This is a genomic window from Sphingopyxis italica (assembly GCF_011926545.1).
Taxonomy (GTDB): Bacteria; Pseudomonadota; Alphaproteobacteria; order Sphingomonadales; family Sphingomonadaceae; genus Sphingopyxis; species Sphingopyxis italica.
The window spans coordinates 351,670-372,798 of record NZ_JAATIT010000004.1; the positions used below are offsets into that span (position 1 = coordinate 351,670).

25 protein-coding genes are annotated in these 21,129 nt (G+C 67.0%); 7 read left to right on the plus strand and 18 right to left on the minus strand.

Translation table 11 applies throughout. The annotated features are described in order from the left end of the window. Window positions 1-64: 64 nt before the first annotated feature. From GGR90_RS16075 to GGR90_RS16100, 6 genes are all read left to right on the plus strand, one after another. A complete protein-coding gene (locus tag GGR90_RS16075) occupies window positions 65-649 on the plus strand; it encodes a DUF721 domain-containing protein (protein WP_167922399.1) in 585 nt (194 codons plus the stop codon). Between the two features lie 10 nt (window positions 650-659). Next, window positions 660-1,376 carry a thioredoxin domain-containing protein gene (locus GGR90_RS16080; protein WP_167922400.1) on the plus strand — a complete coding sequence of 239 codons (717 nt, stop codon included), beginning with the start codon at window positions 660-662 and terminating at the stop codon, window positions 1,374-1,376. Window positions 1,377-1,414: 38 nt separating this feature from the next. Then, complete coding sequence (locus tag GGR90_RS16085) at window positions 1,415-2,152, plus strand: thioredoxin domain-containing protein (RefSeq protein WP_209023809.1); 738 nt, start codon at window positions 1,415-1,417, stop codon at window positions 2,150-2,152. A 252-nt stretch (window positions 2,153-2,404) separates the two neighbouring features. Then, window positions 2,405-5,848: a chromosome segregation protein SMC gene (gene smc, locus GGR90_RS16090; RefSeq protein WP_167922401.1), complete on the plus strand. Its 3,444-nt coding sequence runs from the start codon at window positions 2,405-2,407 to the stop codon at window positions 5,846-5,848. 169 nt (window positions 5,849-6,017) lie between these two features. Then, window positions 6,018-6,290, plus strand: a complete 273-nt coding sequence (locus tag GGR90_RS16095; protein ID WP_167922402.1) for a BrnT family toxin — start codon at window positions 6,018-6,020, stop codon at window positions 6,288-6,290. Beyond that, a complete protein-coding gene (locus GGR90_RS16100) occupies window positions 6,244-6,531 on the plus strand; it encodes a BrnA antitoxin family protein (RefSeq protein WP_381448617.1) in 288 nt (95 codons plus the stop codon). The genes GGR90_RS16095 and GGR90_RS16100 overlap by 47 nt, the downstream gene beginning before the upstream one ends. On the opposite strand, the gene ubiA is transcribed toward GGR90_RS16100, so the two are convergent. From ubiA to GGR90_RS16120, 4 genes are all read right to left on the minus strand, one after another. Continuing rightward, window positions 6,528-7,436: a 4-hydroxybenzoate octaprenyltransferase gene (ubiA, locus tag GGR90_RS16105; protein ID WP_167922403.1), complete on the minus strand. Its 909-nt coding sequence runs from the start codon at window positions 7,434-7,436 to the stop codon at window positions 6,528-6,530. The genes GGR90_RS16100 and ubiA overlap by 4 nt on opposite strands. Before the next feature lie 81 nt (window positions 7,437-7,517). Further along, window positions 7,518-8,177 (minus strand): TadE/TadG family type IV pilus assembly protein, encoded by a 660-nt coding sequence (locus GGR90_RS16110; RefSeq protein WP_167922404.1) that lies wholly within the window; start codon window positions 8,175-8,177, stop codon window positions 7,518-7,520. Beyond that, a complete protein-coding gene (locus GGR90_RS16115; RefSeq protein WP_167922405.1) occupies window positions 8,174-8,743 on the minus strand; it encodes a TadE/TadG family type IV pilus assembly protein in 570 nt (189 codons plus the stop codon). Before GGR90_RS16115 ends, GGR90_RS16110 begins: the two co-directional genes overlap by 4 nt. Then, a complete protein-coding gene (locus tag GGR90_RS16120; protein WP_167922406.1) occupies window positions 8,740-10,710 on the minus strand; it encodes a TadE/TadG family type IV pilus assembly protein in 1,971 nt (656 codons plus the stop codon). The genes GGR90_RS16115 and GGR90_RS16120 overlap by 4 nt, the downstream gene beginning before the upstream one ends. Before the next feature lie 201 nt (window positions 10,711-10,911). Here GGR90_RS16120 and GGR90_RS16125 point away from each other — a divergent pair, with 201 nt between their 5' ends. Continuing rightward, the gene (locus GGR90_RS16125) at window positions 10,912-11,658 is read left to right on the plus strand and encodes a 16S rRNA (uracil(1498)-N(3))-methyltransferase (RefSeq protein ID WP_167922407.1); all 747 of its coding nucleotides are present in this window, start codon (window positions 10,912-10,914) and stop codon (window positions 11,656-11,658) included. A 191-nt stretch (window positions 11,659-11,849) separates the two neighbouring features. Here the strand turns inward: GGR90_RS16125 and GGR90_RS16130 are convergent, their stop codons facing one another. From GGR90_RS16130 to GGR90_RS16195, 14 genes are all read right to left on the minus strand, one after another. Further along, the gene (locus GGR90_RS16130) at window positions 11,850-12,521 is read right to left on the minus strand and encodes a glutathione S-transferase family protein (protein WP_167922408.1); all 672 of its coding nucleotides are present in this window, start codon (window positions 12,519-12,521) and stop codon (window positions 11,850-11,852) included. Between the two features lie 130 nt (window positions 12,522-12,651). After that, on the minus strand, window positions 12,652-13,311 hold the full coding sequence (yihA, locus tag GGR90_RS16135; protein WP_167922409.1) for a ribosome biogenesis GTP-binding protein YihA/YsxC: 660 nt from the start codon (window positions 13,309-13,311) through the stop codon (window positions 12,652-12,654). Further along, window positions 13,308-15,065, minus strand: coding sequence for a membrane protein insertase YidC (gene yidC / locus GGR90_RS16140; RefSeq protein ID WP_167922410.1), 1,758 nt, complete (start codon window positions 15,063-15,065; stop codon window positions 13,308-13,310). The genes yihA and yidC overlap by 4 nt, the downstream gene beginning before the upstream one ends. Before the next feature lie 46 nt (window positions 15,066-15,111). Next, window positions 15,112-15,324, minus strand: a complete 213-nt coding sequence (gene yidD, locus GGR90_RS16145) for a membrane protein insertion efficiency factor YidD (protein ID WP_167922411.1) — start codon at window positions 15,322-15,324, stop codon at window positions 15,112-15,114. A 232-nt stretch (window positions 15,325-15,556) separates the two neighbouring features. Next, window positions 15,557-15,895 carry a ribonuclease P protein component gene (gene rnpA / locus GGR90_RS16150; RefSeq protein WP_167922412.1) on the minus strand — a complete coding sequence of 113 codons (339 nt, stop codon included), beginning with the start codon at window positions 15,893-15,895 and terminating at the stop codon, window positions 15,557-15,559. 26 nt (window positions 15,896-15,921) lie between these two features. Further along, window positions 15,922-16,056 (minus strand): 50S ribosomal protein L34, encoded by a 135-nt coding sequence (rpmH, locus tag GGR90_RS16155; RefSeq protein ID WP_039570342.1) that lies wholly within the window; start codon window positions 16,054-16,056, stop codon window positions 15,922-15,924. A gap of 101 nt (window positions 16,057-16,157) precedes the next feature. After that, window positions 16,158-16,469, minus strand: a complete 312-nt coding sequence (locus GGR90_RS16160; protein WP_245198732.1) for a PGPGW domain-containing protein — start codon at window positions 16,467-16,469, stop codon at window positions 16,158-16,160. 91 nt (window positions 16,470-16,560) lie between these two features. Then, a complete protein-coding gene (locus GGR90_RS16165) occupies window positions 16,561-17,334 on the minus strand; it encodes an alpha/beta hydrolase (RefSeq protein ID WP_167922413.1) in 774 nt (257 codons plus the stop codon). 83 nt (window positions 17,335-17,417) lie between these two features. Continuing rightward, entirely contained in the window at window positions 17,418-18,071 is a 654-nt protein-coding gene (locus GGR90_RS16170; protein ID WP_167922414.1) for a glutathione S-transferase family protein, read from the minus strand. Window positions 18,072-18,084: 13 nt separating this feature from the next. Then, window positions 18,085-18,597 carry a VOC family protein gene (locus GGR90_RS16175; RefSeq protein ID WP_167922415.1) on the minus strand — a complete coding sequence of 171 codons (513 nt, stop codon included), beginning with the start codon at window positions 18,595-18,597 and terminating at the stop codon, window positions 18,085-18,087. Window positions 18,598-18,599: 2 nt separating this feature from the next. Further along, window positions 18,600-19,010 (minus strand): VOC family protein, encoded by a 411-nt coding sequence (locus GGR90_RS16180; protein WP_167922416.1) that lies wholly within the window; start codon window positions 19,008-19,010, stop codon window positions 18,600-18,602. Between the two features lie 12 nt (window positions 19,011-19,022). Continuing rightward, complete coding sequence (locus tag GGR90_RS16185; RefSeq protein ID WP_167922417.1) at window positions 19,023-19,817, minus strand: VOC family protein; 795 nt, start codon at window positions 19,815-19,817, stop codon at window positions 19,023-19,025. Further along, complete coding sequence (locus GGR90_RS16190) at window positions 19,814-20,371, minus strand: GFA family protein (protein WP_167922418.1); 558 nt, start codon at window positions 20,369-20,371, stop codon at window positions 19,814-19,816. The genes GGR90_RS16185 and GGR90_RS16190 overlap by 4 nt, the downstream gene beginning before the upstream one ends. Beyond that, entirely contained in the window at window positions 20,368-21,006 is a 639-nt protein-coding gene (locus GGR90_RS16195; protein ID WP_167922419.1) for a glutathione S-transferase family protein, read from the minus strand. The genes GGR90_RS16190 and GGR90_RS16195 overlap by 4 nt, the downstream gene beginning before the upstream one ends. Window positions 21,007-21,129 lie beyond the last annotated feature (123 nt).

The window sequence follows — 21,129 nt, forward strand, 5'->3', positions numbered from 1 at the left end:
TCGGTGTTACTCGCAAGTTCGATAGTCTGGACGCTCACCCCCCGCCTATGGCATGGCCTCCGGCATGACGAAAGAGACGGGAGACGGCACGCCCGCCAAAAAGGCGAAGGCGAAAGGGAAGGCGAAAGGCGGGGCAAAAGCCGCGAAGGCGCCCGCGCGTCGCTATGAACGCCCGCGCGGCGGCGAGGCGCGCGCGATTTCCGATCTCGTCCCCGAAATCGGCCGCACCGCCTTTCGCAAATTCGGCTTCGTCCAGTCGTCGGTGGTCAGCCGCTGGCGCGAGATCGTCGGCGACCGGCTCGCCGACGTCACCCAGCCCGCGATGATCCGCTTTCCCGCCGGGCAGAAAGCGGGCGGCACGCTCCACCTGACGATCAGCGGCGCGCACGCGCCGATGCTTCAGCATGTCGCGCCCGACATCATCGCCGCGGTGAACCGCTTCTTCGGCTATGCCGCGATCGCCGCCGTCCGCATGACGCATGGGCAGGTCACCCCGGCCGCGCCCGTTCAGCCGCCGGCAATGCTCAAACCCGTACCCGCCGAGCTGGGGGACAGTTTGCGCGACATCGGCGACCCGGAGCTCAGGACCGTGCTCGAACGCATGGCCGCCGGCCTCGCCGCGCCGCCCACGCTCCCCAAGATCAGTTAGGACCACCATCATGTCCGCATTCGTCGACCCGCTTCTCGACCGCCGCACGGCGGTGCTCGCGCTCTCGGGCGCCGCGCTCGGCCTGATCGCGGCGGCACCCGCCAAATCCGCTCCATGGTCGCAGAGCGTCACGACCAGCCCGATCGGCGCCTTCGTCGCCGGCAATCCGGCCGCGAAAGTCCGGCTCGTCGAATATTTCAGCTACACCTGCCATATCTGCGCCGATTTCGCGAAGGCGAGCGCGCTCCCGCTCAAGAGCGGCTATATCGACCGCGGGCTGGTGCTCGTCGAATATCGCAACCTCGTCCGCGACCCGGTCGACATGACCGCGGCGCTCCTCGCGCGCGTCGGCGGTGCCAAGGCGTTCGCCGGCAATCATCAGGCGATCTTCGCCGCTTTCCCGGCGATGATCGCAAAGGTCCAGAACGCGACCGAGGCGCAAAAGAAAAGCTGGTTCGAAGGCACCACCGCCGAGCGCGCGCGCAAGATCGCCGCCGACACCGGCCTCACCGCGCTGATGCGCGCGCGCGGCTATACGCAGGCGCAGCTCGACGCGGCGCTCGACAGCGAGGTCGCGCAGGCCGAACTCACCGGCATGACCAACATCGGGCGCAGCGCCGATAACGTCCAGGGCACGCCCAGCTTCTTCATCAACGGCCGCAATGCCGAAGTCACCGCCTGGCCCGCGCTCAAATCGAAACTCGACCTCGCGCTCAAGGCCGCTTAAAAGCCCCGCATTCGCCCCTTTGTGGAGAAAGAAAGATCATGACCCTGCTGCGTACCGTCCTCCTGACCTCGATGGGCGCGCTCGCCCTTGCCGCCTGCGGCGAAAGCAAGACCGATCCCGCCAAGGAGCAGGAGGTCGTCGCGAAGGTCGCGCCGCCCGCCGGCAAGACCTGGTCGCAGGTCGTGCGCGTCGATGGCGACGGGATGATCATGGGCAACCCCGAAGCCCCGATCAAGCTCGAGGAATTCGGCGCCTTCACCTGTGGTCACTGCGCACAGTTCACCAAGGATTCGCACGAGGAGCTGAAGCGCGACTTCATCGACACCGGCCGCGTGTCGTACAAGCTGACCCCGTTCATGCTGCACCCCGTGGATGCGATCGCCGGCGCGATCGTCAAATGCGCGGGCCCCGAGCGTTTCTTCCCGCTCGCCGATGCGACCTTCATCGAGCATGAAGCCTTCATCGCCGGCGCGTCGAAGCCGCAGCCGGGGATCGAGGAAGCGATGAAGCTGCCCCCCGCGCAGCGTTTCAACGCGCTCGCGAAGGGCTGGGGGATCGACCAATTCTACCAGCAGCGCGGCGTCCCCGCCGCGACGATCCAGCAGTGCCTGAGTAAAGTCGAAAATGTCGAGGCGATCGAAAAGGGGACGAACGCGGGGGTCGAAAAATATCAGATCACCGGCACGCCGACCTTCGTCATCAACGGCCAGGTCGCCGAAGGCATCGCCGCCTGGGGCCCGCTCCGCGACCGCCTGCGCACGATGGGCGCGCGCTGACGATATGATCCTCCCTGCCGCGAAGCGGTGGGGAGGGGGACCGCTCGCGGAGCGAGTGGTGGAGGGGCCGCGACGTCGCGCAATGGCCCCTCCGTCAGTCCCTACGGGACTGCCACCTCCCCATGGCTTCGCCACAGGGAGGATTGCCCCCCCTTGCGACTCCCCCCGCCACGCGGCATGACGGCTTCATGGGGGATATGTGACACCAAGGTTGCACCAGCTCCGATTCGATGAGCTGCCCGGGGGTATCCCGTGCAGATAAAGCGGCTGCGCCTCACCGGTTTCAAAAGTTTCGTCGAACCCACCGAATTGCGCATCGAGCCCGGGCTGACCGGCGTCGTCGGCCCCAATGGCTGCGGCAAGTCGAACCTCCTTGAGGCGATCCGCTGGGTGATGGGCGAATCCTCGCCCAAATCGATGCGCGGCGGCGGGATGGAGGATGTCATCTTCGCCGGCACCTCGTCGCGCCCCGCGCGCGATTTCGCCGAGGTCGCATTGCATTGTGACACCGAAGGCGCGCTCGTCGCGGGCCTGTCGGACTCGAGCGACGGCGACGATCTCGAAGTCATCCGCCGCATCGAGCGCGGCGCGGGGTCGGCCTATCGCGCCAACGGCCGCGACGTGCGCGCGAAGGACGTCGCGCTGATCTTCGCCGACGCCGCCACCGGTGCGCACAGCCCCGCGCTCGTCAGCCAGGGCAAGATCGCGAACGTCATCTCAGCCAAGCCGACCGACCGCCGCGCGATGCTGGAGGAAGCGGCGGGCATCGCGGGGCTCCACGTCCGCCGCAAGGACGCCGAGCAGAAATTGCGCGCGACCGAGACCAACCTCACGCGCCTTTCCGAAATCGTCGCCGACATGGAGGTGCGCGCCAACGCGCTGCGCCGCCAAGCGCGCGCGGCGGAGAAATACAAGAAGCTCAGCGAAGACATCCGCGTCGCCGAGGCACGGCTGATCTACGCGCGCTGGCGCGAGGCCGCCGCCGCCGCCGACCAGGCGCGCCGCGACGCCGACGCCGCCGAAGCGGCGGTCAAGACCGCGCAGGACGAACTCGAAACCGTCTCCAAGGCCCAAGCCGAGGTCGCAACCCGCGTCGCCGCGGCGCGGGGCGACGCGCAGGCGCAGCGGGGTGCACTCGCCGAAGCGACCGCCACGCAGGTGCGCCTGCAGGGGGAGGAGCGCGCCGCGCTCCAGCGGCTCGAAGACCTCGCGGCGCAGCAGCGGCGCATCGCCGACGACCGTGCGCACGAAGGCGAGCTTGCGCGCGAAGCGCATGCCGCGCTGACCGCGCTCGACGCCGAGACGAAATCGCTGGCGCAGGACATCGCGGGACACGATGCGGGCAAGGCCGCGCTCGCCGAGGCCAGCTTCGCCGCGCAGGCGCGCCTCCGCGATGCCGAAGTCGCGCTCGCGCAGGCGCGCGCCAAAGCCGCGAGCGAAGCGGCTGACCGCCGTATCGCGGTGTCGGCGGTGGACAGCGCCGAAGCCGGCGTGCGCCGCGTCGGGCAAGACAAGGCGCGCGTCGATGCCGAGGTTGCCGCGCTCGGCGACAGCGCGGCGCTCGCCGCGAAGCTCGCCGATAGCACGAAAGCCGCCGAAGCCGCCGAAGCCGCCATCGCCGCCGCCGAAACCTCCTTGCAACACGCCGAGGCCGACCGCGAAGCGACCGCCGCCGACCTCGCGGGCGGCGAGGCGGCGCTCGCCGAAGCGCGCGCCGCGCTCGCCGCGCTCGAAGGTGAGGCATCGACGCTCGAACGCGCGCTCGCCGCCGCGCGCAGCGATGCCGACCGTATCCTCGACCAGCTCCGCGTCGCGCCCGGTTACGAAGCCGCGCTCGCCGCCGCACTCGGCGACGACCTCGACGCCGGGACCGACCGCGATGCCGCGCGCAGCTGGGGCGGCGCCGATGCGGCGAAAGGCGACCCGGCGCTGCCCTCCGGCACCAGTCCGCTTGCCGACCATGTGCAGGCCCCCGCCGCGCTCGCGCGCCGCCTCGCGCAGGTCGCGGTCGCGACAAGCGACGCCGGCCAGCCGCTCGCCGTCGGCCAGCGCCTCGTCACCACCGATGGTGTGATGCGCCGCTGGGACGGCTTCGTCACGCGCGGCGACGGCGCCACCGCGACCGAACGGTTGCAGCGCCAGAATCGCCTCGACGCGCTCGCCGCGCAGCGTCCGCAGGTCGAGCTTGGCGTGCAGGAATTGCAGGATCGCCGCGACGCCGCCGCCGCGAAGGCCGCCACCCTCGCCGAAGCCGCCGGCACCGCGCGCAAGGCACTCGCCCAGGCCGACGAGGTGCGCCGCACCGCGCTGCGCGCCGCCGATCAGGCGCAGGCCGCGCTCGACCGGCACCGCGATGCCGCCGCGATGTTCGATCGCCGCCTTGCCGAAATCGCCGACGCCGCGAAGGAAGCGGCCGAGACGCTCGCCGCACAGGAAACCGCACTCGCCGCGCTCCCCGACGAACGGCTGGCGCGCGCCGCGCTCGAAGCCGAGGAAACGGCGACCGACCGCGCGCGCGCCGACGCGGGCACGGCGCAGGGCGCCCTTGCGGCGCACGAACGCACGCTCGCGAGCCTCAGCGAACGGCAAGCGGTGGTCAGTGCCGAGATCAAGAGCTGGAAGGCGCGCGCGGGCGAGGCCGCGCGCCGCGTCACCGAGATGGACAAGCGCGCCGAGGCGCTCGCCGCCGAAGCCGCCAAGCTCGCCGACCTCCCCGCCCGGCTCGCCGAACAGCGTGCCGAGGCCGAGGCCCGGCAAACGGCGCTGCGCGACAAGGTCGCCGCCGCCGAAGCGCAGGAACGCGCCGCCGAGGCCGCGCTGCGCGAAGCCGAAACCGCGCTGAACGCGATCCGCGAGCGCGTCGCCGCCGCGCGCGAAACGCGCGCCGGCGCCGTCGCGCGCTCCGAAAATGCCGAACTCCGCCGCATCGAGATGGGCCGCCTGTCGGGCGAGCGGTTCGAATGCCCGCCGCCGCTGCTCCCGCAAAAGGCCGGGTTCGAGAGCGCGGGCGTCGGCGACGCCACCGCCGAATCGGCGCAGCACGACCGGCTGATCGCCGATCGCGAGCGGCTTGGCCCGGTCAATCTCGTCGCCGCCGACGAACTCGTCGAACTCGATACCGAGCGCGAAAAAAGCGCGGCCGAGATCGAGGAGCTGACGCAGGCGGTGAACCGGCTGCGCGGCTCGATCGGCAGCCTCAATCGCGAGGGCCGCGCGCGGCTGCTCGCGGCGTTCGAGGCGGTGAATACCCATTTCCAGCGCCTCTTCACGACCCTCTTCAACGGCGGCCAGGCGCATCTCGAACTCGTCGATTCGGACGATCCATTGGAAGCCGGGCTCGAAATCATGGCGCAGCCGCCGGGCAAGCGCCTCGGCACGCTCACCTTGCTCTCGGGCGGCGAGCAGGCGCTCACCGCCGTCGCGCTGATCTTCGGCCTTTTCCTCACCAACCCGGCGCCGATCTGCGTCCTCGACGAGGTCGACGCGCCGCTCGACGACGCGAATATCGAACGTTTCTGCGACCTGCTCGACCGCATGGCGCGCGAAACCAACACCCGCTACCTGATCGTCACCCACAATGCGGTCACGATGGCGCGCATGCACCGCCTGTTCGGGGTGACGATGATCGAGCGCGGCGTCTCGCGCCTCGTCTCGGTCGACCTCGGCGGCGCCGAGGAACTGCTCGCGGCGGAGTAGGGTTGACTTTAACAGTTTTTGTAGTTACATAAATTGAGCAGCACGCGGTAACTCTGACCAACATTTCACCTTGATCTAATCTCAGATTCTAATCTCGTATTTTGTGCGCCCTGCTTGTTCAATAGCAATTGCCCTCGGCCGGGCAGGTTGCCTCGACAGCGAGATAGATATGAAAATTAGCTACGATGAGGCGAAACGTCTGTGGACGCTCCGGGAACGAGGCCTCGATTTTGCCGATGCCGGCAAGGTTTTTGCCAAGGATTATTTGGAGTTTGTCGACGACCGGTACGACTATGGTGAGACACGCTACATCATATTTGGTGAACTCGCAGGCCGGCCTGTTTCCATTGTCTGGACACCGCGCGAAGACACGCACCGCATCATTTCGATGAGACATGTACATGACGAAGAACTCGAAGCCCGCCGAACAACCCTGGATTGATCCGGACGACGCACCCGAATGGACGGAGGATCATTTTCGCCGCGCGGCCGTCTACAAGGATGGTAAGCTGGTCAAGCCGGCGGACGGGACCTGGACCAAGCGCGGCCGGCCGAAATCCGCTGACCCCAAGCAGCAAGTGACGCTGCGTCTCGACGCGATCGTCCTCGAAAAATTCCGCGCCATGGGCCCGCGCTGGCAAAGCCGCATCAATGCGGAACTTCGCAAGGCGCTGGGTCTCTAAGGCGCCATCCCCACCACCAGCATCGCGGCGAACACCAGCAGCCCCGCAAAGCGATTGCTCCGGAACTTGGCGAGCGCATCCTCGCCGTTCGCGGGGTCGAGCGTCACCACCTGTCCGGTCAGATGCAGTGCCGCGGGCAGCAGCGCGGCGAGCGCCAGCGGATCGGGGCGCACCGCCCACAACGCGCCGCCCCAGCAGGCGAGCGCGGCGGCGTAGCACATTGCGACGCCGCCCTTCACATGGCTCCCCATTGCGCGCGCGCTCGACTTCACGCCTACAGCCATATCATCCTCGATATCCTGCAGCGCATAGATGGTGTCGTAACCGATCACCCACGCGATACAGCCGGCATAGAGCAAGGGCAGCGCCAGCCCGTCCTGCCCGCCGACCGCGATCCACGCGACGAGCGCACCCCAGCTGAACACCAGCCCCAGCCACGCCTGCGGCCACCAGGTGATGCGCTTCATAAAGGGATAGGCGGCGACGAGAATCAGGCTCGCGAGCGCGACGATCTGCGCCGGCCGCGGCAGCTGGAACAGCACCAGCAACCCGATGAGCGACAGAAAGACCGCCCACAGCAACGCGCTCACCATCGATACCGCGCCGCTCGCCACCGGCCGCGACGCGGTGCGCGCGACCTGCGCGTCGAGGTCGCGGTCGACGACGTCGTTATAGACGCAGCCCGCCCCGCGCATGGCGATCGCGCCGAGCAGCATCCACAGGAACAGCGGCCAGTGGCTGACCGCCCCGCCGCCGAGCGCGAGGCTCCAGGCGCACGGCCAGTACAGCAGCCACCAGCCGATCGGCCGGTCGAAGCGCGCGAGCAGCGCATAGGGCCGCGCCGCGGCGGGGAGCAGCGCGACGAAGCCGCGAAGCTGGCTGTCGGGGGGATGGGTGGCAGTCATCGCTGCGCGGGCGATAGCAGGCGGAGCCTCGCGAATAAATGCCCGATCGCTGTCGCTGCTCCTCCCGGAGCGAGCGCGCCGTCAGTCACAGGTGGCCGGGGTGCCCGGCGACTTCACCCCCGACAGGTCGCGCGCCTCGCGGATATTATAGGCCGCGGTCGACCGGATGGTCCGCGGGCCGAGCCAGTCGCCGAACAGCAGCGGCTGATATTCATAGGTGACTTCGACGAACATGATCGCGGTGCCCGCCACTGCGGTCACCTCGCGGCCCATCGGCCCCATGCCCTTGAAATCGGTGCCGGTCGCGCCGGTGCCTTCGACGCCATAGGCCGATGCGACCTCCATATTGCCGTAACATCGCTGCCACTTGATCGTCTGCCCGCCGTCGTCGTTGCGCTGGAGGCTCGACAGGATGATGCGGCCATTATTCTCGAGATCAAGGCCCGCCGCCTGCCGTTCGGCGCCCGCGAACACCTCGTTGATATCGACTTCGCGCACCTGCGGCTGCGTCAGATTGCTGCCCGCCGCGATACGCGCGGCATTGTCGGCGGTGTTGAGCCCGAGCTGGCTGACGCGCGTGTGCGCCAGCGTCAGATTGGCGATCTCGAGTCCGCCGAAGCCGACGAGCACGAGGAAGGGAATGGCAAAGGCCATTTCGAGCATGACCGCGCCGCGGGTGCTGCGCGCGAGATGGCGCGCGGCGATCCGCGTCCGGCGGCGAAGGCGGAAAAGCGGGGTCATCCGCACGTCTCCGCCAACACTTCGCCGTCGGCGGCGAACGGCTGGTTGCGTAGCAGCGTCGCCGAGGTGAGCGTCTTGGATTGCGGTTGCCCCAGCATCTTCCATACCGGCAGCACGCGGTCGAACTTCATCGACACCGTATATTGGACGACGTCGTCCGCGCCGCCATTGCCCTGCTTGCCGCCATCCTCCCAGCAATCGTCGGGCGAGGGATCCTGGACGCCGTTGCCGTTGGTGTCGACCCAGCGCAGCGGCTTGATCTCGCTGTAATCGTCGAAGGCGCGGCGGTTGAAACTCACCGTCGCGTTCTTGAACACCTTCTTGACCTCGGCGCCGACCGCATTGTCGAGCGCGGTCTGATCGGCGGCGAAACCTTCAAGCGTCGCGTCGCGGCCCGCCTTGGCGACCACGCCCTGCAGCACCTGCTGCGCATACATCTGCCAGCAATAATCGAAGATGCCGAGCAGGATCAGCAGAAAGACCGGCGCGGTCAGCGCGAATTCGACGAACGCGGTGCCGCGCTCGCTTCGCCGCAACCGGCGGAGCAGGGTGCGGGCGCCGGTCATTGCGACAGCCTCAGCTTGGAAATCTGCCGCGCGATCGCCTGGAACTGCTCGTTGAGCTCGGCGGCGTTGTCGGCCTCGAATGCCTCTCCCGACGAAGCGCAACTGTCCAGATTGCTGTTGCTGCCCACTCCGAATGAGACGACCCAGATCGTGATCCCGCGCTGACGCGCCGCGCGGCACAATTGCACAAAGCGGTTGTTGAGGCGGTCCTCCAATTCTCCATTACTGGTGTCGAACGATCCGCTGACACGTTGCATCAGATATTCATAACCCTGCGAAGTCAGATTGGGCACGTTGGGCGCCATCTCGCCATCGGTCATAAAGACGATGTGGCGGCTGATCGGGCGTTCGTTCGGCGCCGTCGCATTTTGGTCGGCGAACAGGCCGGTCGGCGAGAGCAGCCGCGCCCCCCAGACCATGCCGACGTCGTGATAAGTGCCTCCCAGCGGCTGCAACGACTCCACATAGTCCTCGAAGGTATCGCGATCGTCGGCCGTCATCGTCGTCAGATTCATCGCGGCGGCCGGGCATACTCCCCAACCGCTTGGCCAGTGAAATTCGAAATTCTGCCAGTTTCCGCCGGAAACGTTCCAGCTGTTCACCGTCCGCACGCCGGTGCTCGATGGCTTGCCGCCGACCGTACTGGCGCGGGGATAGGCGATTTCGGGGATCAGCAACCGCCATTTGGTGTTCTCGTCGTCGGTCGGCACCAAGTCGATGTCCATGTCGAGCGCCGTGGCCGTCGCCGAAGACGACGCGCCGAAACTGTCCGTGCGGCGCTCGATCACGCAGCCGCTCCAGCTGACCGTTCGCAACGCCCCCGAATCGCCCGTATCGACGCTGATCGTCCCGCCGCTCTTGGCGCTGCTCACGTCGAACAGGCGGTCTTCATAGCGATACTGGCTGAAAAAGGACGTCGAGCTGGGAGTTGGCGACGCAGCGTGGTCAAACGTCACGGTGCGACGTTGCAGCCAGCAGGTGTCGTCCGAGCTGTTGTAATTGTAGCGATAGTCCAAATAACGGTGCTGTGTGCCGGCGACGGTGACGAAGCGGCGCGTACCGCCGCCGTCGACGACCCGCGCCGTCCGATTCATATTCTGGGCATCCGTCAGCGCCGGCATCGTGTCGGCCGGCGGAACGACGGCCGAACAGGCGGTGCTATTCGTAAAGCCGCTGATCGGCAAAAAATCCTCCCACGCGCCGTTGACGGTCGTGCCCGTGGTGACCGACGCGGGCGGGTTGGTGCCGCTCCAGTCATAGCGGATGACCGGCGAGCGCGAAGGCAGGATGGTGAAATCCGACAGCCAGTCGGGATTCTCTTCGCGAAGGATCGCGCCGACATTCGCGGTCGAGCTATAGGGCACGACGCCAAAGCGCAGCCGCCCGTCACCGATATCGGCGGTCGTCAGCGTGTCGAAAAAGTCCATCGTTGCGTCGTGAAGCGCGGTGATGCGGTTCACCGTGTCGCCCGAATTGGTCTGCGCCATCGATCCCGTGACGTCGAGCACGAGCATGACATCGACGTTCGAAATTTCGAGCTTCGCGGTGCAATTGGCCGACAGGCGGAAGTTGTCCTTGCCGAACATGAACATCAATTCGGTGGGCAACACCGCCGACGCCTGCCCGACGACATCCGATGCGCCGTCGGCTTCGGACGAAAAGAGAATGCCCGACGCGCCATATTTGGCCTCGGGAAAGTTGAAGTTGAACATCTTGTCCGCTTCGGCTTCCGCCGCGGCCGTATAGGTCGCGCCGCCCATCGCCCGCCGTCCGGCGAGCACACCCGAGTCGCACGCCTGCTGCAGGCGCAGCTGCGTCATATAGGCGCGGCCGATGTCGACCGCCGACCCGACGATGCCGATCACCGGCACGATCGCCGCCGCGGTCAGCATGAAGGCGTTGCCGCGCTGGTCGCGACGAAGCGCTTTGGTGCCGGCGCGCAGCCGGCTGATCCAGGTCCCTCGCATGGTCAAACCCCTCTTCGGCCCGCGGCGCCCCCACCAGATGGGCCGCTGGTATTCTCGCACCTAGGGGGGAACTGCTTACCAAATGGCTAATCGGCGCGGCGCGAGGGGGGCCGGATCGGCGCTTCTGACCCGGATCGGGACAGCGCGGGGCGCCCACGGCAAAAGATGCACGACAGGCCGCCGTCTGCTATCGCGCGCTTCATGCCCGCGACTCCCGCCTGGCCGCCCGCCAGCACGCCCCGCCTGTTCATCGATCAATCGCTCGGCCCCGACGCCGCGCCCGTGATCGACGGGTCCGCCGCGCATTATCTGCTCGGCGTCATGCGGCTGAAGGTCGGCGATCCGGTGCTGCTGTTCGACAACCGGACGGGCGAATGGCTGGCCACCGTCGCCGACGCCGCGAAACGCTCGGCGACGCTGCGCATCGAGCGGCGGACGCGCGCGATCGAAGGCGTGCCCGACCTCTGGCTCTGCTTCGCCCCGGTGAAGAAGGCGCGGCTCGACTGGATCATCGAAAAGGCGACCGAGCTCGGCGTCGCACGGCTCCAGCCGGTGATCACCGACCGCACGATCGTCGAGCGCGTCAAGAGCGAGCGGATCGAGGCGCAGATCATCGAGGCGTGCGAGCAATGCGGCCGCACCGCGCTGCCCGAACTCGCCGAGCCGGTCAAATTGCCGCGGTTGCTGAGCGACTGGCCCGCCGAACGTACGCTGCTCTTCGCCGACGAAGCCGGCGGCGCCCCGCTCGCCGATGTCGCGGCGCCAGCCCCCGCCGCGATCCTCACCGGCCCCGAGGGCGGCTTCACCGACCGCGAGCGCGAGGCACTGCTCGCCCATGCCGCGGTGCGCCGCCTCGCGCTCGGCCCGCGTATCCTGCGCGCCGAAACCGCCGGACTCGCCGCGGTCAGCCTGTGGATGGCGCAGCACGGCGACTGGACGGGCGGGTAGGGGCGATCGGAAAGCGTGGGGGCTTTGGAGTGGGTCCGAACGTCCCCGTTTCCGTTCGTGTCGAGCGAAGTCGAGACACCCATCGATGCAGCGCCTAGCCCGAGGGGCATCTCGACTTCGCTCGATGCGAACGGGTTTGGAAAATCTAGCGGCGGCTACCGGCCGCTTTCAGACCTTCCGAAACCCCCCTCCTATCCCTCGACCGGCCCCTCGAACGCCTCGATCACCCAATCCTCGGCCTGCGCGCCGCCGATCCATTCCTGCATGCACGGATGGCTGATCACCGCTTGGCAATAGGCGGCGGCAAAGCGCGGCAGCGGGATCGAGTAAGTGACGAAACGGGTGACGACGGGCGCGAACATGATGTCGGCGGCCGACCAGTCGCCGAACAGATAATCGCCTTCGCCCCCGAAACGCGCCCGCGCCTCGGCCCAGATCTGAAAAATGCGCACGACGTCGGCCTGCACTTCGGGAAGCAGTTCGGCCGCGGGATAGATGCGGCGGATATTCATGCTGTGGTTGCGGCGGAGCGCGGCAAAGCTCGAGTGCATTTCGGCCGCCATCGACCGCGCCATCGCGCGCGCCGCCATATCGCCGGGCCAGAAACCCTTCGTGCCGCCGGTCTTTTCGTTGAGATAATCGATGATCGCGAGGCTGTCCCACACGACGATATCGTCGCCGTCCCACAGGATCGGCACCTTGCCGCCCGACGGCGCGAACTCGTCGCCCTCGCGCCGGTTCGACCAATCCTCGTCGTAAAGCGGGACGGTGACTTCCTCGAACGGCAGGCCGCTATGCTTGACCGCGAGCCAGCCGCGCAGGCTCCAGCTGGAATAGGCCTTGTTGCCGAGGAAGAGTTTCATGGGGTCTCCAGATTCCCCTCCCGCTTGCGGGAGGGGTTAGGGGAGGGCCTGTTTCGGCCCAAAGTCCCTTATGACATGCCCTCCCCCGACCCCTCCCGCAAGCGGGAGGGGAGAGGAATGCGCGAGAAAACTAACTCTCCACCGCCTCCAGCACCGCGGTGCGCAGCTCGGCGATCCCCATGCCCTTTTCGCTGCTCGTCGCGATCACCTGCGGGTGCGCGGCGGGGTGCTTGCGCGCCTCGGCTTCGGTCGCGGCCTGCACGGCTTCGAGTTCGGTCGCCTTGATCTTGTCGGCCTTGGTGAGGACGATGCGATAGCTGACCGCCGCGGTGTCGAGCATTTCGAGCACGTCGCGGTCGACGTCCTTGATCCCGTGACGGCTGTCGATCAGCACGAGGGTGCGTTTCAGCACCGCGCGGCCGCGGAGGTAATCGTTGATCAGAAAGCGCCATTTCTTGACGACATCCTTCGGCGCCTTGGCGAAACCATAGCCCGGCATGTCGACCAGCCGGAAAATCAGCGGCTCGCCGACGTCGAAATAGTTGAGCTCCTGCGTCCGCCCCGGCGTCACCGAGGTGCGCGCCAGCCCGTTGCGGTTGGTGAGCGCGTTGAGCAGCGACGACTTGCCGACGTTCGATCGGCCCGCGAACGCGATCTCGGGCGCGCTCGGCGCCGGCAGGTGCTGGAGCGCGGGCGCCGATTTCAGGAACGCGATCGGCCCCGAAAACAGCTTGCGCGCGCGCTCCGCCCGTCCGGGGTCGGCCCCGGGGTCGAGTTCGATTTCGCTCACTTGGCCGGTGCCGCCTTCAGCTGCGGGAACTTGCGGTACATCCACTGCTGCTGCGCGATGGACAGGATATTGTTGGTGATCCAGTAGAGCAGCAGGCCTGCGGCGAACGGCGCCATGATGAACATGAACAGCCACGGCATGATCTTGAACACCTGCTGCTGCACGGGGTCGGTCGCCTGCGGGTTCAGGCGGAACTGCAGGAACATCGTGATGCCCAGGATCACCGCGAGGATGCCGATCGACAGGATCGACGGCGGGGTGAAGGGCAGCAGGCCGAACAGGTTGAGGATGTGCAGCGGGTCGGGCGCCGACAGATCCTTGATCCACAGGATGAACGGCTGGTGCCGCATTTCGATCGTCAGCATCAGCACCTTGTACAGCGCATAGAAGATCGGGATCTGGATGACGATCGGCAGACAGCCGGCGAGCGGATTGATCTTCTCGTCCTTATAGAGCTTCATCAGCTCCTGCTGCATCTTGGGCTTGTCGTCCTTGTGGCGTTCCTGCAGCGCCTTCATCTTCGGCTGGACGAGGCGCATCTGCGCCATCGATCCGAACTGGCGCTGCGCGATCGGGAACATCAGCAAGCGGATGATCAGCGTCAGCGCCATGATCGCGACGCCGAAATTACCGACCTGCTTGAACAGCCAGTCGAGCAGCTTGAAGATCGGCACCTCGAAAAATTCGAACCAGCCCCAGTCGATCGCGTTCGACAGGCGCGTGATGCCCTGGTCGTCCTGATATTTCGACAGGATGTTCACTTCCTTCGCGCCGGCGAAGATGCGGCTCGTCGTCGTGACCTGCTTGCCCGGAGCGACCTGGCGGAAATCGCGTGCGAACAGCGTCTGATAATTGTTCGCGCTCGGCGAGCTGATCGCGGCGGTCACGCGCTCGCCCTTTGCCGGGACGATCGCGGCGAGCCAATATTTGTCGGTGAAGCCGAGCCAGCCCGCCGAATCGTAACGGACGGTGCGGTTCGGCGCTTCCTCGACATCGTCATAATCGGTGTCGAACACCGACTTGCCGCCCAGATAGCCGGTCGGGCCGACGTGGATCGTCCAGCTGTCCTGCTCGTGCGGGTCGGTCGGCTTGCCGAGGCGGTCGATCAGCGCAAAGCTGCTAAGCGAGACCGGCGCGGTGCCCGTGTTGGCGATCGTCTGCTTCGCGGTGATCAGGTAATTGCTGTCGATGCTATATTCGATGCGGAAATTCTGCCCGGTCGCATTCGCCCAGCTCAGCGTCACCGGCGTCGTCGGGGTCAGCTTGCCGCCGGTCGCGGTCCAGACGGTATTGGCGTTCGGCACCGCGATGCCTTGCGCCGCCCAGCCGAGGCTCGCGAAATAGGCGGCCTCGGTGCCGCCCGGGGCGAACAGGCGCACCGCCGGCGAATCCTTCTCGATCGTCTGGCGATATTTGCTGAGCGTCACATCGTCGATGCGCGCGCCGACCAGATTGATCGATCCCTTGATCGCGGGCGTCTCGATCGGAATGCGCTGCCCTTCGGCGAGCACCACATTGACCGGACGGATCGCCTGCGCGGCGGCAGCGGCGGGGGCGCCCGGCGCCGGCAGCGCGCTCGGCTGGCCCTGCGTCGCCGGCGTCGCGGCGGGCGCCGCGCCGTCGGCGCCGGCGACCGTCGTGGTCACGTCGGGCTTGTCGGGGGTCGGAAAGAATTTCTCCGAGACGAAATTCCAGCCCAGCAGGATGGCCACCGACAACAGGATTGCCGCGATCAGGTTACGCTTGTCGTCCACGCTTTTCGGTCTCTCTTCGTCTCAAAAATGTCGGGGAATATGGTTGCTATGGAACCGGGTCATAACCCTGACCCCCCCAAGGATGGCAGCGCAATAGCCGCTTTGTCGCCAGCCAGCCACCCTTGATCGCACCATGGCGCCGCAGCGCGACGATCGCATATTCGCTGCACGACGGCGCATAGCGGCAGGTGGGGGGCAGGATACGCGAAGGACCAAGCTGCCAGCCGCGCGCGATCAGGATGAGCAGGCGGGCGATCATACTAAAAGCCCGGAAAACTGCCGAACTTCACGCGCGATTCGCCGCCATCTCCCCTTCAGGGGAGGGGATATGGAGGCTTGGCGCGCAACGCCTAGCCGGAGTTGGAGAGGGGGAAGGCCAATGTCAACGCCGCTTTCCCCTCTCCAAGCCTCGCTAGCTCCTTGCGGAGCAAGCTCGGCTATCCTCTCCCCTGAAGGGGAGAGGGCAAGGGGCGGGAGCGGGGAAGGGGGTTTCATCGCGCCAGTTTCTTCGCCGCGCGCGTCAGCGCCGAATCGAGATGTTCGCCCAACTCGGCAAAGTCCATCTCGTTCGCCCCCGGGCGTCCGATCAGCACATGATCGGCGCCGGCGATCCCCGCGACGGGAAGCGCGGCGCGCGCGAGTTCGCGAAAGCGCCGCTTCATCCGGTTGCGCGTGACCGCGTTGCCGACCTTCTTGCTGACCGTATAGCCGATGCCCGAAACATCGTCGCCGTCGCCGCGATGGCGGACGAGCAGGACGAAGCCGGGCATGGGAAAGCGAAGGCCGCGATTCGCGGCCAGAAATTCACACCGTTTTGAAAGCGTTCGCACCAGCTCGGCCGGTGCAGAGCCGGCCCTCAGGCCGACAGTTTCTTGCGGCCCTGCGCGCGGCGGTTGGCCAGAATCTTGCGGCCGCCAACCGTCGCCTTGCGGGCACGAAAACCGTGGCGACGTGCGCGCACGAGGTTGCTCGGTTGAAAGGTACGCTTCATCGCGGTTGTCCCTAAATCTCTTGCAAGGCTCTAACAGAAAAGGGCCGCCAAACGTGGGCGGCCACTGATGGAGGCGCGGATAAGCGAGAGTCGGGTGAAAGTCAATCGTCATCCACGGCTCTTTCGAGCGCGGCGCGCGCCCGCCGCCGCGCGGCGCTGACGCGGCGCATGATCCGGTCGGCCCAGTCGCCATATTTGGGATGCCGCCATTTGAAGCGGACATAAACGCGCTTCGCCCACGCGCTGTTCTGAAGGCAAAGCATCAGCCCCAGCGGAAAGACGATCAGGAAGCCCGGACCCGGCAGCGGCCCGATCGCGATGCCGGCGATCATCAGCAGGATGCCGAGCGCGAACAAGGCGGTACGCATCTGCGCGTTCGACCGCAATCGCTGATAAAAGCTCCGCCTCGCCATAGGAGGCGATGTGGGGAGGCGGCGGCGTGTTGCAAGGTTAAGGCAGCGCCGACGGTCTCCTCCCCCTCGATGGGGGAGGGGAGGGGAGGGATCAATCCAGCATCACGAACCGCGCCATATCGCCGCGCGTCAGATAGCGCACCTCGTCGAACGGCGTCGCGTTGGTCAGCGCGTAAAATTCGCGCGCCTTCGCGGCATCCATCCCCATTTCGCGATAATAGCCCAGATATTCGGCATGCACCGGGTCGCTCGCGGGATAGTCGTTCGCCTCGCGCCCATATTCGTCGGCCCAGCTGTGGACGCCGAATTCGGCGTCGGGCGCGGCGCGGCGGACGGTGCCGGCGAGCCACAGCTCGACCGCGCCCGAGCGGACCGAGCCGCCCGCCGGGACGACCGTCTCCATCGCCGCGCGGCGGATCGCACGCGCGAGGATCAGATTGGCTTCCTCGTCGAGGCTGCCGGGGCAATCGACCATCTCCAGCCGCCTCAGCCCCGGAAAGGCCGCGAGCATCGCCGCGAACTGGCGCGGGGTCGCCGAGGTGACGTCGCCCGCCATGCGCACCGTCGTGCCGTCGACCACCGCGAAGGGCCCGAACCGCGCCTTCGCATGGCCAAGCGTCGCAAGGGTCGCCGATGGGGCGTAGCGCCGCGCCGCCGCGAACTCGGCATCCTCGGCGAGCCCCTCGTCGCCCAGCAGCGCGGCGTCTTCGTCGATATAATCCTCGTCGCCCGCATCCTCATAGGTCCACGTCACCGTCGTTGTGGTGATCGTCACCACCTGCTGCGCATGCGCTGGCGCGAACGCCAGCACCGCCGCCAAAGCGGCGACGATCAGCGTGCGGAGGAAGGCCGAGGGCGAAACCATGCGTCCGCCTTCGCGCGGGCGCGATGATCAATTGGCAAACAGGCAGCGTCAGCGCGCCGTTAACCCCGTTCCGGGACGCTCGCTCAATCGCGCTCGGGCGCGCCGAGCGGGAAGTAAGCGCGATACGGCCGTGCATCCTCGACGCAGCGCGAAATGCTCGGGTGTGCGAGCAGCCGCGCGCGATAGGCGCGCAGATTCTCGTACCGCTCGGGGATTTGGTGAACCCAGTCGGCATAGAAGAGCGACGGCGCCGCGGCGCAATCGGCCAGCGTGAAGCCATGGGGCGTCGCCCAGCCGCCGCCCGCCAACTCCTTGTCGAGCCAGCCATAGACGGTTTCGAGCGCCGCCTGCGACTGCTCGACGATCGTCGCCACGTGATTTTCGGGCCCGCGGATCGCATCGGCGACCACCGCCTGCATCCGGCCCATCACATGATTGTCGAAGATGCGGTCGAAGAAGCGAACCTTCAGCGCCGCGTCGAAATCCTGCGGGATCAGGCGCGGCTCGGCGGCGAGGTGGTCGAGATATTCGATGATGATCGACGATTCGAAATAAGGAACACCGTCGTGGACGAGCAGCGGGAACTGCCCGACCGGCCAGTGCGCCCTCAATTCGGGCATATGATCGGGGAACGCCGGATCGACCGAGCGATAGTCGAAATCGATCTCCTTCTCGTAAAGCGCGATCAGCACCTTCCAGGTGTAGGAGGAGAAGGGATGTCCGTAATAAATCAGCATCGATTGCCTTTCTTCACCCGGCTCCGACGGCTTCGCCGCGCACCGCCGCCTCGATCGTCGCGATGTCGATCTTCTGCATTGTCATCATCGCGTCGAAGGCGCGCTTCGCGACTTCAGGATCGCCGCCCATCGCCGCGTCGGTCAGCACGCGCGGGGTGATCTGCCAGTTGAGGCCCCATTTATCCTTGCACCAGCCGCACGCGCTTTCCTGGCCGCCATTGCCGACGATCGCGTTCCAGTAACGGTCGGTCTCTTCCTGCGTGTCGGTATGGACCTGAAAGGAAAAGGCCTCGCTCTGCGGAAAGACCGGGCCGCCGTTGAGCCCGACGCACGCTATGCCGAGCACGGTGAAGTCGACCGTCAGCGCGTCGCCCTGCTTGCCGCCGGGGAAGTCGCCGGGCGCCCTGTGCACCGCGCCCACATCGCTGTCCGGAAAGGTCGCGGCATAGAATTTCGCGGCTTCCTCGGCATCCTTGTCATACCACAGGCAGAGGCTCACGGGCTGGCTTGTCGGTTGGTTGGTCATTTTCACTCTCCTTTGACGGGCCCGCCGATCGACCATTGGTGGCCGAACGGATCTTTCAACTGGGCGTAGCGGTCCCCCCAGAACATATTGTCGAGCGGCATCACGACGCTCGCCCCCGCGGCGACCGCGCGTTCGAACCAGACGTCGGCATCATCGACCTGCAGGTGCAGCATCACCCCGTCGGGTTTGCCCGACGGTTCGTCGACATATTCGGGAAATTCGTCGTGCATCATCAGCGATCCGCCGTTGATCGTCAGATGCGCGTGCATCAGCCGCACGCCGTCGTCGGCGGGCACGCGCACATTCTCGGTCGCGCCGAACGCCTTCTTGTAGAATTCGATCGCCTCGCTCGCGCGCTTGTCGGCGATGGCGATATGCGGCGTCAGGCCGCCGGTCGGACCCTGGTTGTCCATCTTCGCTCTCCTCTATTTGCGCGGGCCGACGAGGCCGAAGGGCGCGCCCTGCGGGTCGATGCCGTTCATCGCATATTCGCCGCCGGGAATTTCCATCGGCTCGCTGGTGACGGTGCCGCCGTTCGCGGTCACCGCGGCATGCGCGCGGTCGATGTCGTCGACCCCGATGTAGAAACTCCACACCGGCACCGGATAGCCTTCCATCAACGGCATCACCGCGCCCAGCCCGACCTCGCCGCGCTGGATGAAGCGATAGTCGCCGAGCTCGCCCATCGGCATCGCGCCCTCCTGTCCCCAGCCGAAATGCTTTTTATAGAAGGCGACCGCCGCACCGGGATCGCTCGTCGCGAGCTCGTTCCAGCGCACATGCTGCGCCTCGGTGACCGAAAAGACGTCGCTCTCCATGCCCTCGATCCCCTCGGGCGGGATCGGGTCCATCACGTAAAAGGCCGCGCCCTGCGGATCCGAAACCATCGCGATGCGCCCGACGGGCAGGTCGGTCGCGGGCATGTGGACCGCGCCGCCGTCGGCCTCGATCGCTGCGACCGTGGCATCGACGTCGGCGACCTCGAGATAGCCCATCCACGCCGGCCGCGCGCCGCCCGCGAGCATGTCGGCATTCAGCGCGAGCACCCCGCCGGCATTGCCGCCGTCGCCGCGTCCGATCATGCGATAGTCGATGTTACCCGCTGCCGGATCAGGCGCCGACGCGATCGTCCAGCCGACGACGGCGCCGTAAAAGCGCGCCGCGCCCGCGGGGTCGGGGGTCATCAATTCGTACCAGATGAAGTTCGATGCTTTGTTCATCGTCTCTCTCCTTGATATCCCGCCGTCTTCTCGATCGGCGGGGCGCGAAAGCCCATCGCGGCCCATGCGGTCAGCAGCCGCCACAGGAATTTGCCCGACGGCGCGGCGTAATTGGGAATGTCGTCCGTCAGTTCGACACCTTCGGGCCGGTCGCCGACGATCGTCCGCATTTCGGCCGCCGGCCGCTCTTCTGCGGCGATGCGGTCCGAATAGACGCTCAGCCAATGGCCCTTGGTGAATTCGAGCGCGATCGGCGAATGGCAGCACCGCGCCACAAAGCGCCGCGTCGGCGACTCGGGGGTCAGCCGATGCTCGTCGAGCGCGCCCGATCCCGACAGCCATTCGATCCGGTCCTTGCGCATCAGCACATAGGGCGTGCCGCCATCGGCACCGACGACGGCGGGCGCGCCGGGGAGCGCCGCGAACGCGCGCCCCGCTTGCTGGCAGCTATGGCAGTAACAGGTCGCCGCGACGATCGGCTTGCCGGTGAGTTCGAGCGTCACCGCGCCGCAGGAACAGGCGGCGATGCGCGTCTTGTCGCCCGCGGGGGTCATGCGTCCAGCTCGGCCATCGCCGCGGCGATCGTCACCGGCGCCTTGGCGCGCGCATACATCCTGTCGAGATAGGCGCGGAGCGCGGGCGCATCGTCCAGCAGCGCCTCCTCGCGCGCCCAGTCGAGCGTGAAGGCGGCGTTGAAATCGGCCACCGTGACCCGGTCGCCGACGACGAACTCGCGCCCCGCCATATGCTGCTCCAGCACCGCGACCATGCGCTTGCCGTCGCGCTTCGCCAGCGCGATCTCGTCGTCCGATTTCTCGTCCTCGGCATAGAGGAACGAATGCAGCGCCACCCGCCACAGCGGCGCCTCGATCTCGGTCATCAGAAAGAACAGCCAGTGATACATCCGGCCGCGCTCCTCGGCCGTATCGGGGATCAGCCCGCCGCCGGGAAAGCGGTCGCCATATTTGTCGGCGAGATAGAGCTGGATCGCCGCCGATTCGCTCACCACCATATCGCCGTCGACCAGCACCGGCAGCTTCGCGGCGGGATTGAGCACGAGGAATTCGGGCGTCAGCTGCTCGCCGGCGTGCAGGTCTACCGGGATCACTTCATGCGGAAGGTCGAGTTCATTGAGGAGCCACATCGCGCGCACCGCACGGGTGGGGGGAGTGCCATAAAGTCTGATCATCTTTCCGGACCTTTTCATCTCGATCCTCCCTGTGGCGAAGCCATGGGGAGGGGGACCGCTCGCGAAGCGAGGGGTGGAGGGGCCGCGACGTCGCGCCATCGCCCCTCCGTCAGCCCTGCACCG

Excerpts from the sequence above, each read along its gene's own strand:
- GGR90_RS16075 (WP_167922399.1), top strand. The coding sequence starts at position 65 with ATGACGAAAGAGACGGGAGACGGCACGCCCGCCAAAAAGGCGAAGGCG.
- GGR90_RS16080 (WP_167922400.1), top strand. The coding sequence starts at position 660 with ATGTCCGCATTCGTCGACCCGCTTCTCGACCGCCGCACGGCGGTGCTC.
- GGR90_RS16085 (WP_209023809.1), top strand. The coding sequence starts at position 1,415 with ATGACCCTGCTGCGTACCGTCCTCCTGACCTCGATGGGCGCGCTCGCC.
- GGR90_RS16095 (WP_167922402.1), top strand. The coding sequence starts at position 6,018 with ATGAAAATTAGCTACGATGAGGCGAAACGTCTGTGGACGCTCCGGGAA.
- GGR90_RS16100 (WP_381448617.1), top strand. The coding sequence starts at position 6,244 with ATGTACATGACGAAGAACTCGAAGCCCGCCGAACAACCCTGGATTGAT.
- ubiA (WP_167922403.1), bottom strand. The coding sequence starts at position 7,436 with ATGACTGCCACCCATCCCCCCGACAGCCAGCTTCGCGGCTTCGTCGCG.
- GGR90_RS16110 (WP_167922404.1), bottom strand. The coding sequence starts at position 8,177 with ATGACCCCGCTTTTCCGCCTTCGCCGCCGGACGCGGATCGCCGCGCGC.
- GGR90_RS16115 (WP_167922405.1), bottom strand. The coding sequence starts at position 8,743 with ATGACCGGCGCCCGCACCCTGCTCCGCCGGTTGCGGCGAAGCGAGCGC.
- GGR90_RS16120 (WP_167922406.1), bottom strand. The coding sequence starts at position 10,710 with ATGCGAGGGACCTGGATCAGCCGGCTGCGCGCCGGCACCAAAGCGCTT.
- GGR90_RS16125 (WP_167922407.1), top strand. The coding sequence starts at position 10,912 with ATGCCCGCGACTCCCGCCTGGCCGCCCGCCAGCACGCCCCGCCTGTTC.
- GGR90_RS16130 (WP_167922408.1), bottom strand. The coding sequence starts at position 12,521 with ATGAAACTCTTCCTCGGCAACAAGGCCTATTCCAGCTGGAGCCTGCGC.
- yidD (WP_167922411.1), bottom strand. The coding sequence starts at position 15,324 with ATGATCGCCCGCCTGCTCATCCTGATCGCGCGCGGCTGGCAGCTTGGT.
- rpmH (WP_039570342.1), bottom strand. The coding sequence starts at position 16,056 with ATGAAGCGTACCTTTCAACCGAGCAACCTCGTGCGCGCACGTCGCCAC.
- GGR90_RS16160 (WP_245198732.1), bottom strand. The coding sequence starts at position 16,469 with ATGGCGAGGCGGAGCTTTTATCAGCGATTGCGGTCGAACGCGCAGATG.
- GGR90_RS16165 (WP_167922413.1), bottom strand. The coding sequence starts at position 17,334 with ATGGTTTCGCCCTCGGCCTTCCTCCGCACGCTGATCGTCGCCGCTTTG.
- GGR90_RS16170 (WP_167922414.1), bottom strand. The coding sequence starts at position 18,071 with ATGCTGATTTATTACGGACATCCCTTCTCCTCCTACACCTGGAAGGTG.
- GGR90_RS16175 (WP_167922415.1), bottom strand. The coding sequence starts at position 18,597 with ATGACCAACCAACCGACAAGCCAGCCCGTGAGCCTCTGCCTGTGGTAT.
- GGR90_RS16180 (WP_167922416.1), bottom strand. The coding sequence starts at position 19,010 with ATGGACAACCAGGGTCCGACCGGCGGCCTGACGCCGCATATCGCCATC.
- GGR90_RS16185 (WP_167922417.1), bottom strand. The coding sequence starts at position 19,817 with ATGAACAAAGCATCGAACTTCATCTGGTACGAATTGATGACCCCCGAC.
- GGR90_RS16190 (WP_167922418.1), bottom strand. The coding sequence starts at position 20,371 with ATGACCCCCGCGGGCGACAAGACGCGCATCGCCGCCTGTTCCTGCGGC.
- GGR90_RS16195 (WP_167922419.1), bottom strand. The coding sequence starts at position 21,006 with ATGATCAGACTTTATGGCACTCCCCCCACCCGTGCGGTGCGCGCGATG.